The sequence below is a fragment of the Vibrio sp. N418 genome (assembly GCF_000222565.1).
Lineage (GTDB): Bacteria > Pseudomonadota > Gammaproteobacteria > Enterobacterales > Vibrionaceae > Vibrio > Vibrio scophthalmi.
Genome location: NZ_AFWD01000002.1, coordinates 48706 through 64747, shown reverse-complemented (window position 1 = coordinate 64747; position 16042 = coordinate 48706). Strand labels below are relative to the sequence as shown.

Below are 16042 nucleotides of genomic sequence, written 5' to 3'. Positions count from 1 at the left end.
ATTTAAGTTGTTTCAGATGTAAAAAGCGCGGATTCACCGCGCTTTAATTAACTTGAGAAGAAAAAGTCGACTCTTTTACCAAATCTCATCGAGCAATGAATCACGTAGTTTTTCTGCTTCGGCAATTTTGCTTGCAGACATCTGAGATTTCACTTCTCTGACATCCTTAACCGCATCGCTATAACCATATTCAACCGCCACTTCAAACCAAGCGAGTGCTTTCGTAAAATCGCTCCACGTTCCCGTTCCATTACGGTAAGCATAACCGACTGAGTATTGGCTGTATCCATCACCCTGTAACGCGGCTTGTTGGTAGTACTCAAATGACTTTTTAAAATCTAGCGTCTTGAAACCACACGGTTTCTTGTATTCGTCATAAGAATTGATGTCGCCCATTTTTGCTAAAGAGAGTGTGTGATCAGCTTGCTCGATAGCCTCGTTGAACAATGCCATCGCTTTGCTACAACTCTTCTCTACTCCCTCGCCATTTAAGTAAGAAATACCGAGGTTATACATGGCACTCTCGTCACCTAAGTTAGCCGACTGTTCAAACCAATACGCTGCTTTGGTGTAATCCTGTTTGATGCCATCACCATCATTATATGAAAAGGCCAATTGATACATCGCATCTGAATAACCCGCTTTTGCGGCAGCAAGATAATACTCATTACCTTTTGCCATATCGACAGGTGTTCCTTCACCATCAAAGTACATCACACCTAAGCTGTATAGCACATAAGGATCGTTACTGGACTCAGCTTTGTGATACCAAGCGAGTGACTGCTGATATTCCTCTTCATCGTAATAATAGTCTGCTAGCGATATCGCAGCTTGATGTGAACCCGCTTCAGCGGCGGTTTTTAGGTATTGATAACCGCGATCTACGTTTTCTTGCATCATCGAATCACCAATTAGCAACTCGGCTGCCAGTCTCAATACGTCGGGATCATTGGAAGTTTCGGCTTGTTTAATCGCAGCCAGTTCTTCACCTTCAAAAAATTCCATACTGAGATCGTACGCCATCACATTTGCCGATACGAGTAGTGACAACGACGTAAAGAAAGTACCACAGTGCTTTTTCATAACATCCTTTCTATCTAAGAGTCTGATTTGCGAGGACTATAACAAACTCATCCATCCATATACGACGTCACAATCATCAATATTTGAACTAGGCAACATTTTGCACAGGCAAATTAGTATAATCACAATAGAAGCAACTGCATGACTATTGAAAACTATGATTCACAACGAAATATTCAAAAATTTTGTTCGATGATGTGTTTAGAAAGTGCCATGAAGCAGTAGAAATGGTCTAGTAATGACCACTGCATCTGGAGTGATCATTACTAGACTGGTCAAGAGCACATATACGTGCCCTCTTTTGACGGGCATTGACGATAATAAATAGCGAATCCGATGGGTTAAAACATATCAAACAAACGGTATACCCAAGTCACCTCACCATAAGCGATCAAATCAAATATGGTCAAAAACACTGCAGTAATCAGTGCTAATTTAATTAGCCTTTGTACAATAAACATACTCATTTCCAAACGGTTGCCATCATGTCCCGCCAAAGGACGTGAAAAATGGATCATTAGCTTCTCATGCCTATTATTTTAGCATCAGTTAGTATCTTGTTGATGTTACTCGCCATTTCTTGGCAATTCTAATCATTTCTTACTGCATCCATGAAAAGCCAAAGCTCCGACCAGTAAATTTATCCATAGTTCTTTGGACACGCATCAAAGTTACGATATAGAATTCGGACCAAAATCACATTAATCATAACGATAAAAGAAATTTGTTACATGACCACGTTCCGTTTAATCCAGTCAAAGTTACGCTATAAAACGACCCTCTATTTTTGTCTTGGAATGATCGGCATGGTCATTAGTTTTATTTTCATTAGTCGCTCGTTCTTTCTATATAGCCTCAATGAGCTGGAAAATATGGAGATGACACGCGCCAGCGACCAAGCAAAGTCTGTCATCAATATCATGATTGCGGAGCAACAAGAACGCTCTTATGACTGGGCTAACTGGGACGAAACCTACCATTTGCTACAAGATGGCGATACACAAACCTTTCGTTCTCGTAATTTGTATCTTGATACTCTTAATACATTAGCCTTGGATCTGATGATTTTCGTTACCTTAGAAGGTGACGTGATTGAACATTTATCCCGAAAAAATGACCCTAATCATGCATTCAGCCTAGTTAGTACACTACTGAGTCAACAAACGATACAAAACCATATCGCGAGTTCGCGTAATGCCCAAGATGTTGGAGCTAACAGCATTGCTGACCTATTTCGTGTGGATAACGAAGTGTGGTCGGTAAGCATTACACCAATACGCAATAGTGAAGCAACCAACCCATCAGTGGGTTGGTTGGTGTGGGGCAAAAATCTAACCAGCCGCTTTCCAGGTGAGTTCCAGTCTATTTTAAGTGCTCAAAATAGATTAGCACTCTCATTGCCTGACAATGTGGAGCGTTCAGCGCAAATCAACAAGGCGACAACGATGATCTTGCGCCAAGGAGATAGCATCGTTCAATGGTCTCCATTAAGTGGCAACGACAGTTCACCGATCGCCTTTCTGGTTACCCAAGCCCAGCGCGAACATTTTCACCGCAGTAGCTCGCTTTTTGCCTATTTATTTATGGCTGTCGGTCTGAGTACCACTGTCATCGCGGGAGGCTCATTTCTATTTTTTAAAAAAGGTGTCGCGACACGATTTAATACCTTCGAAAAAGGCATTAACCTACTGTTTGATAAATACCAACTTAGTGATCAAAGCAGTGGTAAAGCGGATGAGTTGGATCGCGCGACTCAATTAGTTGAAGCTCTCACTACTAACGCTCTTGTCGCCGAAGGCAAAGTGCTTGATACACAACAAAAATACCAAGCTCTCTACGAAAGTAAGTCTGTGGGTCTTTTGGTTGTGCTCGAGAGTAAAATTATTGATTTAAACAACCGAACACTCGATTTACTTGGCTATCAAAGAGATGAGCTCATTTGCCAATCACTCGCAACATTATGTTCAACAGGCGAATATGAATATCACGTTGATTTGCTCTATCATCAACTCAGTAATGGTCAACTCACTTTTGAAGCGCAATTAGTCGCCAGCAATGGTGACATTGTCGATTGCCAAATTGAAGCGGCTTCTATTCAGCATAATGGGAAAAATGCACTGCTTTTCTTAATCCACGACATGGGCATTCAAAAACAGCAACAAGCATTAATTGAAGAGCTATCAGGTCGCGATCCCGTTTCTGGTTTAAAAAACCGCCCGACGATTTTAAATCAAGTGTCACAGTTAATCGAAAACCAGCCAAACCAGTTCTCGTTGATGTACATTGCCATCGAAAATCTCAAACAGGTCTCTGCTATTTATGGTCATTTAGTATTTGATGATGCTATTCGTCACGCAACGTGCGTGTTCAATGGTCTCTTGAGCCACTATCGCATCGGTCGTATTAGTGAGTTTGAATTTATTGCCATCGTTCCCAACGATGCTGATGCTTATCAAGCGCTTGATCTTGCCAACAAACTCATCGATAACTTGACCAATAAAATACAGATTTGCGGCCTTGCCATCGATCTCAATTGCAAAGTGGTAATGGTAGAACGTAAACTCACCCACCACTCACTAGCCTATTTACTGCAAGCGGCTTACTACTCTGCTCAATCTGCCGTCGGTAACCAGAGCAAAGAAGTTATTATGATGAGTGAAGGACTGTCGGAAGATGCACAAACGGCGCTAAAAATCACACGAGAGCTCGAGTCTGCCATTAGTGGCGGGCAAATCGGGGTGCTCTTTCAGCCAATCATCGACACCAAGAGTGAACAAATAAATGGCTTCGAAGCGTTAGCGCGTTGGTTCCATCCAACATTAGGTACCGTTTCCCCTGATGTATTTATCCCATTGGCAGAACAAAACAACTTAATTGTACAGCTTGGAGAAAGCGTGTTACGCCAATCGTGCGCCTTCATCCACCACCTCAATCAATTGCGCCGTGAACAAGGTATGTCAGCGCTATCCATTCACGTTAACCTCAGTGCTAAACACTTCTATCACACTGATCTGACGGATCATCTTACGCAGGTAATGAACGAGTTTGAGCTGTGCGATAACCAATTGGTGGTTGAACTCACCGAAAGCATGTTGATGGGTGTCGAAGCCGAAACGGTCGCTCGTATGAATGAAATCAAACAACTCGGAATACAGCTCGCTTTAGATGACTTTGGTACTGGTTACGCTTCATTCAGCACGCTTATTCCATTCCCACTCGATATAGTCAAGCTCGATAAATCGTACATTGACCAGATCGAAACCAGCGACCGAGCGGAAATATTGGTTCGTAACCTAGCGAATATGACCCAAGAGCTAGGATTAATCACCGTTGCTGAGGGCGTTGAACGCCTAAACCAAGTCCATCAGTTACGAGAATGGAATATTGATGAAATTCAAGGCTACTACTTTTACAAACCGATGAGCGCCCAGCAAGCAACCAAGCTGTTTACCACCGATCTCATTTAACAGACGACGAATCATTGCAGTGAATAGAACAAAGTGCTGTGTGTACCCAGCACTTTACACTACGCAGATCTGTCGTTTCTGCTCATCAATCACATCTTATCTATACTTTAATCAATAGCCACTCAACGAGGGAGGCTGTATGCATAAATTATGGATATTTTGTGTCGGCTTATTGTTCTCGAGCCTAATCAATGCTCAAACCGTTTGGATTGTGCCGATCAACGGGGCGATTGGGCCGGCCAGTAGCGATTATGTCAGCCGCGAAATAGAATTGGCGCAAACTTCCGGGGTGAGTCTGGTGATCTTGAAAATGGACACTCCGGGAGGCTTAGACAGCGCCATGCGCGACGTGATTCAAACCATCACGACCTCCAATGTCCCCGTTGCAACTTGGGTTGGCCCATCAGGATCGCGTGCCGCCAGTGCCGGAACTTATATTCTATTAGCCAGTCACATTGCGGCCATGGCCGAAGCGACCAATTTAGGCGCCGCGACCCCGGTACAAATTGGCGGATTAAAACCGCCTGGCGCGGAAGAACAGACGCCCAGCAAAAAACCGGCTGCACCCGCCCCCTCATCAGACGAACGCTCATCCAACGAAGCCACTTCCGATGAGGGCACTTTCGATGAGGGCACTTTCGATGAGGAACAACCAAGCAAAATTGACCAAACACAACCATTGACCACCAATGATGAGCAAGTCCCCGCCAATACCGCGATGGAGAAAAAGGTTATCAATGATGCTAAGGCTTATATAAAAGGCTTAGCCCGCCTGCACGGCCGCAATGCTCAATGGGCAGAAAAAGCCGTCAGTGAAGCAGCAAGCCTCGATGCCACTGAAGCGCTAAAACTCAATGTCATCGACTTTATTGCTAATTCGCCCGAAGAGCTGGTTAACCTTGCTAATGGCCAAGTGGTGAGTCTGAACAGTCGAGCAGTCACTCTCGCCATCAGCAATCCGGTCTTTCAACTGCGCCAACCAGACTGGCGAGCTGAGATGTTAGCGGTGATCACCAATCCCAATGTTGCCTATATTTTAATGCTAATCGGTATTTATGGCTTGTTGCTGGAGTTCTACAACCCAGGTGTCGGCTTACCCGGGGTTCTTGGTGGCATCTGTTTGCTGTTGGCGATGTATGCCTTGCAAATGATGCCCGTCAACTACGCCGGTTTGGGGTTATTGTTACTTGGGATTGCACTGATGATAGCGGAAGGATTTAGCCCTAGTTTTGGTGTACTCGGATTGGGCGGAGTCGTCGCTTTTGTACTTGGTTCAATATTTCTTATGGATAGCGATATTCCCGGTTTTCAAGTTGCCCTTCCGCTTATTTTCGGCATTGCGGCATTTTCCGTCATATTGATTATCCTCACTATCGGGCTGCTACTACGCATTCGCCGTAAAGGCGTCACTACCGGCACAAATGCGTTCCCTGGAAAAATTGCCGTAGTCACTGATAATTTCAGCCATGGTTCAGGTCGAGTACTGCTCGATGGTGTGTTGTGGTCGGCACAAAGTGATGAACCGAACATGCTCAAACCGGGAGACAAGGTTACCGTTAAACACATTACAGGCTTAACCCTTACGGTTGAGCGTCTGCGCACACAAGACTAGGAGGCGCTTATGATGATTTATACCGTCGCGGTGGTGTTGGTGTTGTTATTTGCACTGGCAACACAAGTGTTCAAAGTGCTGCGTGAGTACGAGCGTGGCGTGGTGTTCTTTTTGGGCCGATTTCAAGAAGTCAAAGGCCCGGGCCTGATCATATTGATCCCTTTCATTCAACAGATGGTTCGGGTTGATTTACGTACTATCGTACTCGATGTGCCCACCCAAGATCTCATCACGCGCGATAACGTCTCTGTGCGCGTCAATGCCGTAGTCTATTTCCGTGTGATCGATCCGCAAATGGCGATCAACAATATCGAAAGCTACAGTGATGCCACCAGCCAACTATCCCAAACCACACTACGTTCAGTACTTGGCCAACATGAGTTAGATGAACTGCTGTCTGAGCGTGATCGGCTAAACAAGGATTTACAATTGATTCTTGATCAACAAACTGACGACTGGGGAATCAAAATTGCGACCGTCGAAGTCAAACACGTTGATCTTAACGAGAGCATGGTTAGAGCGCTGGCACGACAAGCGGAAGCAGAACGAAATCGTCGGGCAAAAGTGATTCACGCTACGGGTGAACTGGAAGCCTCAGGAAAACTCAAAGAAGCAGCTGAAATGCTCAATGAAGCCCCCAACGCCCTGCAATTGCGTTATATGCAGACTCTGACGGAAATCGCCAATGAGAAAACATCGACCATTATTTTTCCGATGCCGATCAATTTGGTCGAAACCCTATCAGAGCTAGCCAAAGTGAAACAAAAAGAAAAACCAATCGAGTAATGAAACAAAGGTCTAAGCATGGCTTAGACCTTTGGGAATCAGGAATCAAGAATCGAGAGCTGAGAATCGAGAATAGAGACCCTAGAACCGAGAGCTGAGAAGCTAGATTCGAGAATTGGGAGCTTAATTTATCAAGCGTACTACCAAAGACCCCGGGGCACGGATTGATTCAACGTTATAGCTCAATACGGTACCGCTATTTGGCGCATAGTAACGCTTTAGCTCATCGCCAAAGTTATCGTGTTGGATCGCAACTAACTGGTTTTGCTCTACTTTGTCCATCATGGATACTTGTGGGATCACAAAGCCACCAATTTCCGCGCGAATACTGGTGATCTCTTGCCCTTCTAAACACGGGATCACCGCATCTACTTCACCTTGCAGTAGCTCATGGTGTTTAAGGATATTGAAAATACCATTAACCGTACGATCAATCAGTGTCAGTTCCGTGTAACGGCCCATGCCCACTTCGATGGTAATGCTTGGGATACCACTACTGTTCCACATGGTTTCAAGTACACCCGCATCGCCCGGATCATTTAAAATCGCATCAGGGTTAGTGAGGCGCGCCATCTCAATGGCCTGCTCTAAACGGAAATCCGCAAACACGTACAATGGGTAAACCGTTCCGCTTGTTTGGGTATGCAGATCAATCGCTAGGTCAGCATTAGGTTGTAGCAAGTGGTGCCACAATGCATGGATAAATCGATTCGCCTCGTTACCGTTAGCATCACCTGGGAAGAAACGGTTTAAGTTACACGGTGAAGCATCTGGGTCTGCCGAATAAAAATCACGGCTATGATTCAGCATGCCGGTAAGGTTGATCATCGGCACAATCGTGACGGTACCGGCCAATTCTTTACCAACCAATTCACGCGCCGTTTTTTGCGCAGCTAACACACCGTTGTATTCATCACCATGAACACCCGCCGTGATGAGGATTTTTTTGCCCGGCTTTTTACCTTTGAACACCATCACAGGCAAATGTTGCCACTGCGAAAGCGCATCGGTTGCGATACGGAACATAAACTTATGTTCACCTGCCGCTAAATCAGCCACATCTAAAGTGTGAATAACACGATGACCTTGGATCACGTCATCTGAGTACTGTGTCGCCATTAAAATGGTCTCTCCAAAATATTTGCTTACTTATCTAGAAATAAACAATAAAAAATGGCGAGATAAATATCTCGCCATCGAATCTAATTGCTAAACTCGCTTGAGTTTATTATGAGAAGCCCATTAGCTGAGCAACTACCACGACTACGCTCGAGATGGCGAACAATAGTAGCATAAAGCGCCAGCAGAATTTCGCCCAGTCACCCCAATCGATACGACATACACCAAGTGTTGCCATAAGAGGCGCAGAGGTTGGTACGATCACGTTCGTAAAACCGTCACCTAGCTGGAATGCCAATACCGCTACCTGACGCGTCACGCCAGCGATATCAGACAATGGCGATAGTAGCGGCATGGTTAGTGCTGCTTGGCCAGAGCCCGAGGTTACAAAGAAGTTGAACACAGACTGGAACACGTACATTAACCAAGCAGATGCCACTGCTGGCAAACCACTTAGCATGCCACCGGCACCATTTAGGATTGAGTTTAGTACGCTTGGTTCCTCTGAAGAGCCACCACCTAGCAGCAGTAATACACCTTTAGCACAACCAACCAGTAGTGCTGGCGCGAGCATGATGCTTGCGCCTTCTTTAAAGGCTGCCGCAGCATCATTCAATGTCATGCCGTTTAGACGGAACAAAGTACCAATAATCGCCACAACAAAGCCCATAGTGAAGAACTGAGAAGCGATTTCAGGGATGTACCATGCGTGCATTACTACGCCCCATACCACCCAAGCAGTAGAAGCAATAACAGTAAGCAGAACTAACGTATCACCGACATTCCAACGCGAAGCGGTTTCAGAAAGCTCTTGAGAACGGAAATGTGCATCAGTATGACGGCTGTAAGAAAGCTCAGGGTTTGCTTTGATGCGTGCAGCGTACGCCATAGTGAAAGCGATACCGATAAGCGTAAAGCCAGCCCATAAGCCCATACGAACTGTCATACCAGAAAGAACTGGAATGCCCGCGATACCTTGAGCAATCGCCACTGAGAATGGGTTCATCCAAGAAGTCGCAAAACCAATTTGGGTTGCGATGTAGGTGACCATTACGGTAGTGATACCGTCGTAGCCTAGGCGAACCATCAGTGGTGCAATGATAATCGCAAACGCAACCGCTTCTTCACCCATACCAAATACTGCACCACCGAGTGAGAACAGCAAGAATAGTACTGGGATAAACAGTGATTCATTACCTTTGGTTTTATCAATCAGGCGCAAAATACCGTTATCAATCGTGCCTGTGCGCATTACTACGCCAAACGCACCACCGATCACCAGCATAAACATAATTACGCCAATGGCACTGCCCCATTTTGAGCCCGAAGTTAGACCTTCAAATGGGAAGTTCATTAAGCCAATACCACCACCTGAAGCAAATAGGCTTACCGTGTTGTAAACCAGTTCACCCGCGGCATCAGTGGCATAAGTAAATGAGTTAGGGTCAATAACTGTACGAGTCTTTTCAGCACCATCGACCATGTATGTCACCTGCTGGCTTTCAAAAGAACCTGCAGGGATTAAGTAAGTAAGAATCGCAGCAAAGATACCAACAAAAAATATAAGAATAAGGGTATCTGGCATTTGCCAAGATTTCTTCGTTACAGCCGAGTCCGCTGGCTGTGCATGAGAGTGAGACATAGCTTATTTCACGTTAATATTTGTAGAGCATGAAATATCGTAAAAACAGAATAAAAAGTCAATATATATAAATATGTCAGATTATTAATTCACCATTAACACCCTATTTCACCACACAACACCAATTAACCACACACAAATAGACATACAAACCAAACAATTTATTAAAGCATTAAACAAAAGCACCTCATCCCCTCGCTTTAAATTTTTGTACTGAATTCTCTTCCATAATCGCCATTGTTAATTTAGATCACACAACGCAATGGTTTATACTCCCGAACTTATTGGTTTCATTTATACCGTTTTAGATCGAAAAAATGGATGGGTGACCCCGTCCGTTACGCTCACTCTAATCACATTAAAGAGAACGAGGAGTGATATGAATACTTTGTCAAATAGCGAAACTTACGGACTGATTTTGGCCCTTATTGCCTTCGCAGCGGCGTATGGGTTTATTCATGTGCGCTATATTCGTCATCATGCGTTGCACAAGCGTTTTCTTGAAGCTCTGTGGAAACTAATGAAAAACACCATTCACGGCCAACATATTCGTACTTTGGGATACAAAGGGGAAAGTGAATCCAACAAAGAACAAGTGACTAATACAACGAAAAACCGCTAGATGACTTGGCATAGTTTTTACGCCAAGCAGGACATAACGATGTACATCACCGTTTTGCTTGGTATCCTATGCGCCCAACACGATTTAACGACATCACTCTATGCTACAGCCTGAGCAACAAACCATGCCATTTACCAAGCTTAATCTCGGTGCCGATCTTACCGCTGTAATATCGAAACTGTTTAACAGCGCCACTGCGATCCAATCTTCTGTCATTCCTGCGGCATTAGCCAATAAAGACATTCTTGCCATTGCCCAAACCGGAAGTGGTAAAACACTCGCTTTTGGTTTACCAATCTTAGAGCGCGTACAAACTCAGCGCTCAGTAACACAAGCGATTGTTCTGGTACCCACTCGTGAACTGGCTATGCAGGTTAACGACGCCATTGTGGCTGTCGCGAAGAAACTTGAGATTCGCAGCCAAGTGTTGTGTGGCGGTGTTGATAAGGAAGTGCAATTTCAAGCTTTGCAACTGCGCCCTGAAATTGTGGTCGCGACGCCAGGTCGTCTACTCGATTTACTGACTGAAAAACAATTTGATCCTCGTGATGTCAACACGCTCGTGCTGGATGAAGCGGACCGCTTAGTTGATATGGGCTTCTGGAGTGATATACAAAAGATCGTTGCATACATGCCTGCAACACGCCAAACAATGCTGTTTTCTGCCACGCTGCTACCAGAACTTAAAGCCAGTATTGATAGCTTGTTAAATACACCAGCGTTGATTGAAGCCAATCAAGCCAATAGCGTGGTCAGTGAGATTGAAGAGATTGCTTATCTAGTCAACAAAGGCAGTAAAGCCAATGTGCTAATCGATCAGATTAAACGTCATGGTTGGAAACAAGCTCTGGTCTTTATCGGTGCGAAAGACAATGCCGATGCGCTGTGCAAAAAACTTACCAAAGCTGGCTTAACCGTTAGCGCGTTACATGGTAACAAAAGCCAACAGGAACGAGAGTCAATTTTAGCGGAATTCAAACAGCAAAAAACACAGATTCTGGTGGCCACCGATTTACTTGCGCGCGGAATTCATATCGAACAATTGCCAGTGGTGATCAACATTGAACTACCTACGAACCCAACCACCTATGTACACCGCATCGGCCGTACCGGACGCGCGGGTGAAAAAGGTCTGGCGATCTCGCTTGTTTGTCATGCTGAAAGTGACTATCTGGCCGCGATTCGTCAGCTGACCAAACGCCCATTACCATTGCAAGAACTGGCCGACTTTCCCGTCACCGATAAACCGTCAACGGGTGTGAGTAAGCGCGCGCCGAGAGATAAACAAGCGAATCGTCGTACCGCGAAGAAAACCAGCATTAAGCAGTTTGGTAACAAAACAAAGCGCTAAACCACACTGAAGTTGCAACCCGGAGACTTGCGCTCTGTTTATTTTAACAAGGAGAACGAAATTTAACGATTCTGTTCTCCTTATTGGGTGAAATGGCGTTCACGGTTTACCTTGCCATTCTCACCTTTACCTCTCATTGACTACAAAAAGATTGATTTTGCGCTGTGGCCTAATTTGCCATCAGTATTGTAGTATTCAAACTCTCCAACTGGCTCATCGTCTTTGTAGCGCTCGATACGTTTAAGCGCGCCATACTCTTCGAAGGTGTAGAACGTGCCTTGCTTGCGTCCTTGATGATCGTATTGCTGCCGACCTAGCTCATAACCCGCCGCTGAATGGGCGAACCACTTACCCACTTTCTTACCCTTTTGGTATTTTCCTGACCAAATCACAACATCAAACTCATACTCTTCTTGATGCAGCCATTGGCCATCGCGCTGATCATTTAGGTAATTGCCTTTTGCGAGTAAAGCCCCTGTTTTGGCGTAGTTTTCTGTGTGGCCATGTTGCTTACCATTTCGGTACTGCTCCCATACCAGGCGATCGCCATTAACAGTAACCTCACTCACTTCACCATGCAGTTGCCCTTTGCGATTGTAGGTTTCCGTGCGGGTTATACCATTGTAATTATGTCGCCAAACGCCACTCTTTTTGCCTTTGTAATAGCTCCCCGTATCGATCACTTTTCCTTGTTGGCTAATCACTGAATACTCTCCACTGCGCACACCATGTTGATAATGCGTCGTTTCGATATTGTCACTATAGATATCTAACGACACATAGGCGTTATGATATTTACCATTGATTTTTTCGATACGTTGCGTCAGTTCACCGTCCGCGTTAAATTGCTCCTTTAGTTGCCATTTTTTCTTCGCGTTGGTTTGCTCGCGTGAAATGAGTACAGAGTCGCGGTATTTTTTTAAATCACTAACGAGTTGCTCATTCGGATAGCGAGCAACGTAGTGATACGTCTTTGTGCTGTGCTTATCAAAACGCGTCTCTTCGATCTTATTTCCTTGCGTATCAAATTCTGTTTCGCTTTCCACTGCATTAGGCTGATCATAAAAGGCCAACTGCGTACCGCGACGGCGGCCCTTCTCGTAATTTTCGATACTTTTGGTATTGCCGGATTCATAATAATGAGTCGCAACACCGTGTGTTTTACCATCAACATTATGCTGCACAGAGCGCAGCTTATCTTGCCCATACCAAGAGCGTTCCAGGCCATTTTTTTTGCCTTGCTCGTACGTTACCTCCAAATAAAGCAATCCATCTTCGTGATAAGATCGCCCCACACCTGTCGGCTGATCATTTTGATAGCTTACCTGATAAGAAATTTGACCATTTTCATAGTAGCTTTTGTACTCACCTTGTTGGCGACCCATAACGAACGTCGACTCTTGCCTTAATGTACCATCACGATGGTAAGTTCGTTGCAGACCATGGGCTTGTCCATCGACAAAACGATGTCTTTGCCACACGCTACCATCTTTATAATAGTGAACATCTTCGCCAACACGATTCCCGCCCAATATGGTGTATTCTTCTTCGACAGCGCCATTAGGATAAAACAGTCGAGCGATACCCTCTTCCTTGCCAGCAACATATGTTGCTTCTTCGGTGAGCACCCCTTCTTGGTTATAAAATTTAGTGAGTCCTTCGTATTGCCCTTTGGCATTGCGGCTACCCGACGAGAGAAGATGACCGTTCTCGTAATAGATTTCATAAGCACCAATTGATTTACCGGTCGAGATATCGCCGCTATTAAGCGTGCCTTTAAAATTGATGGTATCCCCGCCTTGGAAATAAACCGTTACAGGCCAACCGCTTTCTTCCTTAGTGAGTGGCTCGGCGAGATAGTAACGGGCTTGAGCCTCTGATTTAACGATGTTCCAATCATCATCCAACCAAATCGGCGCTGCCGATACAGTAGAAATCATCATCAAAGGCATAAGATAAATAGAACTGAGTGAAATACGGCGCATCGTCTTATCCTTTTGGCAGCGGTGGGAATTGAACAACAAATTGCTTTTCTAATGGCGCACCTTGCACAACCACTTCTTCAATCCGTGATATAGAACCTGACATTTTTAGGTAGCCCGGAGCGAAAAGTATTTCAGACAACAAACGATCACTGGCTGTTAGCACCTCACCTTGCTGATCAATCGGCACTAATTTTTGGCCATGTTGATCTAAGATTCGATAACGCCCAAGAAAATCTGCCACGGTTTGCTTTGCATCAAACCCTTCAATTGCACTGATATCAATCAACCATGGTTTTGGACTGGAAGGCGGCGACATTTGGTTCCACTTGGTTTTCCCTGCGCATGTAAAGCGCGTAGTGATCGCCATGTCATAGAAATAACGTCGTACACCATCTGGCGTCATTAATTGGAAGGCTATTGTGTTTGGTTCAATGGTGACCGGTCCACCCGGTAAGTCGTTATCGACTTCTGATTGCGGTTTCCATTCTAGCGGCTTGCCATTCACCTGGGGGGCATTGACAATATCGAACTGGCATAAAGCCGCCCATTCCATTGGTAAGGCGACAACCGCATTTTGTAGCGATTCGGTCGCCACTCGATGATCGGCATGAAAATCGAACGCTGACGCACTTTGTTCTACAACGTTGTCACTCTCAAGCGGATAATATTCACGATTCAGATTGTTCGTCATCGGAGGCATCTCAGCACTGGCCAAATACCACTCCCTATCCAAAAACTCGACTTCTTGCGAAAAGCTTGGCGTTTCATTTTGACTGTGAACAATAAACATTAATTCTTTAGGTTCTTCAGAAAATTTGAAGCTCATTGTTCGAGTAATCAGTTCAGGCGGTGTTGATTGGACGAATAACTGACGACTCCCCGGAGAAAGCCACTCTGGCCCCGTTTTTGGGGGCGAAAATGCCATCTGGCCTTGAACACCACCAATGGTGAAACCGAGCCACTGGTACTCGCTATTATGATATTCCACTCGGTATTCATTCTCAGCCCCGGGCACCTTTTTGATTGCAACTTGTAGATCGCCCACTTGATAACTTTGGCTGCTGCCGCCTTGCCACGGCAAAGAGTGCAATTCAATGGCCCCTTTATAGTAATCAATATGGGCTGCAAATGTGCTGATCTCTTTCAGTTCAGCGCCTTTATTCCAACCAATCGGCTGCACCATGGCATTAACATTCACGTTCTCATCAAAGAACTGCAAAGCGTTGGGGGTGACAAGCTTAAGATCAATCTTATCGCCATCATTCGTGTAAGCGCGCACATCGCGCATTGCGATATGGCCGACCACCTGATTAGGGGGAATTTGAGTAGGGAAAGCGAGGCGAAATCCTTGACCATCAGAACGAGTGTTTTCTTTATTAAACATACCTTGCTCGTAAGGCATCACGTCGTCTTGGGTCAATTGGTCTTGCAGACCTTCGTTTTTGCCGGTTTCGGCTTCAACTGTTGTCCCTTTCACAAGGATGGCCTCAGGAATGGGTTCAATATCGTACCAATACAACTCATCGTCGTAATAAGCGTGAGCGAAAATATCGCTAAAGGCACCTATAGGTTGCTCTTCCGAACGCATCGCGACTGTCGTTTGAGTGACTTTGGTTTCACCATACACATCGACCGGAACATTCATCACAAGATTAAGGCTATTCACCCATCCCGTTGCACGATCAATTTCCAATTTGCCATAAAGCTGGTGGTGCGAATTGGAGGGAGTCTGTGGGTCATCCGCTTGCTTATCATTCGAACGCTTGTCCGCAAGAGAAACCGTGGCAAACAGTGTGCTCTCTGTCAGCTGGTTCACGGTTAATGTGACTGACCGACCATTGAAGTTATCTAGCGTCACCTGACGACCGACTTTAGTTGGCAGCGACTGCAGTAAACCGGGTGCGTTCATGGTTGATTTCAAACTGTTAAGCACGACATCGCCACGTTTTTTAACCAACTCGTCCCACATCGCTTGATTACGGCCTTTGAACTCGACCTGCTCTCCCGTTTCCATGTTATAGGAAACATCAAAACCATCTTGAAAGAACGGAACCATCTTTTGCTGACTACTTGATAATTCAACACTCGAGAAAGATGAATAGCCTGCTGAGAACTGTAAGTGTTCAGGCGTGATATGAAGTTTTAGTGTGTCACCGACCTCATCAACTCGATAGTGCACCAAGCTTTCGCTGATCATCGCGGTGTCGTAGCCTTGGGCTATGTCTTGCGTAGTGTGGGTATAAACCCAATAGCGTTTTTCATCGCCTTCCTTTGGCGCAAACGTCACTTGCTTTTCACAGCCGACAAGCGTGAGTAAGGTCAGTAGAAATGACGCCTTAATTCCGTTATTCAAATACATCCAATCATCCTAAAAT

The 16042-nt window shown here is 45.2% G+C and carries 11 protein-coding genes; 5 read left to right on the top strand and 6 right to left on the bottom strand.

The window, feature by feature from the left end; all coding sequences use genetic code 11:
* Nucleotides 1-75: 75 nt before the first annotated feature.
* Both RH86_RS00525 and RH86_RS20510 read right to left on the bottom strand, forming a co-directional pair.
* Entirely contained in the window at nucleotides 76-1083 is a 1008-nt protein-coding gene (locus RH86_RS00525) for a tetratricopeptide repeat protein (protein ID WP_009384276.1), read from the bottom strand.
* Between the two features lie 341 nt (nucleotides 1084-1424).
* A complete protein-coding gene (locus RH86_RS20510; protein ID WP_009384274.1) occupies nucleotides 1425-1601 on the bottom strand; it encodes a hypothetical protein in 177 nt (58 codons plus the stop codon).
* A 354-nt stretch (nucleotides 1602-1955) separates the two neighbouring features.
* On the opposite strand from RH86_RS20510, the gene RH86_RS00515 reads away from it, so the two are divergent.
* From RH86_RS00515 to RH86_RS00505, 3 genes are all read left to right on the top strand, one after another.
* A complete protein-coding gene (locus RH86_RS00515; RefSeq protein ID WP_223296310.1) occupies nucleotides 1956-4550 on the top strand; it encodes an EAL domain-containing protein in 2595 nt (864 codons plus the stop codon).
* A gap of 139 nt (nucleotides 4551-4689) precedes the next feature.
* Complete coding sequence (locus tag RH86_RS00510; protein ID WP_009384270.1) at nucleotides 4690-6162, top strand: NfeD family protein; 1473 nt, start codon at nucleotides 4690-4692, stop codon at nucleotides 6160-6162.
* A 9-nt stretch (nucleotides 6163-6171) separates the two neighbouring features.
* On the top strand, nucleotides 6172-6948 hold the full coding sequence (locus tag RH86_RS00505) for a slipin family protein (RefSeq protein WP_009384268.1): 777 nt from the start codon (nucleotides 6172-6174) through the stop codon (nucleotides 6946-6948).
* Nucleotides 6949-7071: 123 nt separating this feature from the next.
* Here the strand turns inward: RH86_RS00505 and RH86_RS00500 are convergent, their stop codons facing one another.
* A complete protein-coding gene (locus RH86_RS00500; RefSeq protein ID WP_009384265.1) occupies nucleotides 7072-8067 on the bottom strand; it encodes a succinylglutamate desuccinylase/aspartoacylase family protein in 996 nt (331 codons plus the stop codon).
* A gap of 109 nt (nucleotides 8068-8176) precedes the next feature.
* Nucleotides 8177-9709 (bottom strand): putative basic amino acid antiporter YfcC, encoded by a 1533-nt coding sequence (gene yfcC, locus RH86_RS00495; RefSeq protein WP_009384263.1) that lies wholly within the window; start codon nucleotides 9707-9709, stop codon nucleotides 8177-8179.
* 379 nt (nucleotides 9710-10088) lie between these two features.
* Between yfcC and RH86_RS00490 the strand changes: the two genes are divergently transcribed.
* Both RH86_RS00490 and RH86_RS00485 read left to right on the top strand, forming a co-directional pair.
* Nucleotides 10089-10331, top strand: coding sequence for a hypothetical protein (locus tag RH86_RS00490; RefSeq protein WP_009384261.1), 243 nt, complete (start codon nucleotides 10089-10091; stop codon nucleotides 10329-10331).
* Nucleotides 10332-10431: 100 nt separating this feature from the next.
* Nucleotides 10432-11682 (top strand): DEAD/DEAH box helicase, encoded by a 1251-nt coding sequence (locus RH86_RS00485; protein ID WP_009384259.1) that lies wholly within the window; start codon nucleotides 10432-10434, stop codon nucleotides 11680-11682.
* 140 nt (nucleotides 11683-11822) lie between these two features.
* Here RH86_RS00485 and RH86_RS00480 read toward each other — a convergent pair whose 3' ends face one another.
* Together RH86_RS00480 and RH86_RS00475 are read right to left on the bottom strand one after the other, a co-directional pair.
* Nucleotides 11823-13667, bottom strand: a complete 1845-nt coding sequence (locus RH86_RS00480; protein ID WP_009384257.1) for a toxin-antitoxin system YwqK family antitoxin — start codon at nucleotides 13665-13667, stop codon at nucleotides 11823-11825.
* A gap of 4 nt (nucleotides 13668-13671) precedes the next feature.
* Nucleotides 13672-16026, bottom strand: a complete 2355-nt coding sequence (locus RH86_RS00475) for a hypothetical protein (protein ID WP_009384256.1) — start codon at nucleotides 16024-16026, stop codon at nucleotides 13672-13674.
* Nucleotides 16027-16042: the final 16 nt, after the last annotated feature.